This window comes from Leucothrix pacifica, from assembly GCF_003172875.1.
Taxonomy (GTDB): Bacteria; Pseudomonadota; Gammaproteobacteria; order Thiotrichales; family Thiotrichaceae; genus Leucothrix; species Leucothrix pacifica.
The window spans coordinates 1-1,385 of the sequence record NZ_QGKM01000134.1; the positions used below are offsets into that span (position 1 = coordinate 1).

Consider the following 1,385-nt stretch of genomic DNA (forward strand, 5'->3'; position numbering starts at 1 on the left):
GTTGCAAGCACAGTAGCGAGCGTTAGTAACATTAAGACTTTCATTCGACCACCATTGAATTTGATTATTAACAAACCGACGATAACACTTGTTAAGTAACCAACTATAAATTTTGTAGTAAAATACCCCAAGCTTACTCATCAATAGGAAACGGTCTTGAAGTTTGTTAACCCTTTGCCTCAGCAGGACAAAAACGCACTGACACAGGTTTATGAAAACCATTCAAATCATCGCGTCAGGCAACGAGCACACGCCATTTTATTGAGCGCCAGAGGCTATAAAATTCCTGACATTAGTGCCTTACTTGAGTCACACAGGGACAGAGTGAGCGCTTGGATTGATCGATGGCATGAAAAGGGCGTTGATGGCTTATATGATCAGCCTCGTAGTGGAAGACCTATGATTTATAATACTGATGAGCTGACTTATTTTAAAAACGCCGTGGATAAACATCCGCAGCAGCTTGGATTAGCTAAAGCTGACTTGGAGCAGTATTCAGGGAAAACGTCCTCTGAAAATACGCTGAAACGCGCTTTAAAAAAGGCTTTGGGTACTGTTGGAAGCGATGTCGACGGTCGTTAAAAGGCAAGCGAAACTCCTCATTATTTGAACAGGAACAGGCTCTGCAGCAAACCTTTAAAGATTGGGAAGATGAAGATTTAGCAGACGTCTACTATTTCGATGAAACAGGTTTTTCACTCACGCCGAACGTGCCCTACGCCTGGCAAACAAGAGGGAAAGCGACGCTAACTCTGCCCAGCACCCGAAGTCAGCAACTCAATGTATTGGGGCTGATTAATCGCAATAATGACAGTGCATTTGAGATGGTCTCTGGCAGTGTAACCAGTGAGGTGGTCATTGGTTTCATTACCCGTTTTGCATTGAGTCGAGAACCCCAGTATCAACAAGATAAGAAGCCCTGCATTATTATTTTAGACAACGCCTCAATGCACCGGAGTAAAGCTTTTAAGGCTGAATTGGAGAACTGGGAGGCGATGGGTGTCATCATTCACTACCTGCCACCTTACTCGCCTGAGCTCAATCTCATTGAAATACTGTGGTGCAGAATTAAGTATAGCTGGTTGCCCTTAGGGGCTTATAAGAGTATCGACGTGTTAAAGGCAATGAGAAAACCATCATGCCTAACATTAAAAAAATTCTTCTCTGGCCTCTGGCATTCCTTCTTAGCTTTTTTATCAGTAGCAGTGCATATGCAATAGACCCTATCCATAGCAACTTATTTGGAAGTGCCATCGATGGCTACGATCCTGTTGCCTATTTCAAAGATAATAAAGCGGTTGAAGGTGACAATGATTTTGTCCACGAATGGAACGTCACCAAAATGCAGGTCATACCCTCTTCGGCCAGCTCCTTAATGGTTCGCG

At 43.5% G+C, this 1,385-nt stretch carries 2 protein-coding genes and 1 pseudogene; all 3 read left to right on the forward strand.

The genetic code is table 11. From position 1 onward, the window contains the following. The first annotated feature begins 156 nt into the window (after window positions 1–156). Window positions 157–582 carry a helix-turn-helix domain-containing protein gene (locus tag DKW60_RS23245; protein WP_109840027.1) on the forward strand — a complete coding sequence of 142 codons (426 nt, stop codon included), beginning with the start codon at window positions 157–159 and terminating at the stop codon, window positions 580–582. An 8-nt stretch (window positions 583–590) separates the two neighbouring features. Next, window positions 591–1,220, forward strand: a pseudogene (locus DKW60_RS24755) (IS630 family transposase); the annotation flags it as partial. Further along, window positions 1,139–1,385 (forward strand): hypothetical protein (locus DKW60_RS23545; protein ID WP_219988904.1); only part of this gene is annotated, 247 nt, incomplete at its 3' end. The pseudogene DKW60_RS24755 and the gene DKW60_RS23545, both read left to right, overlap by 82 nt.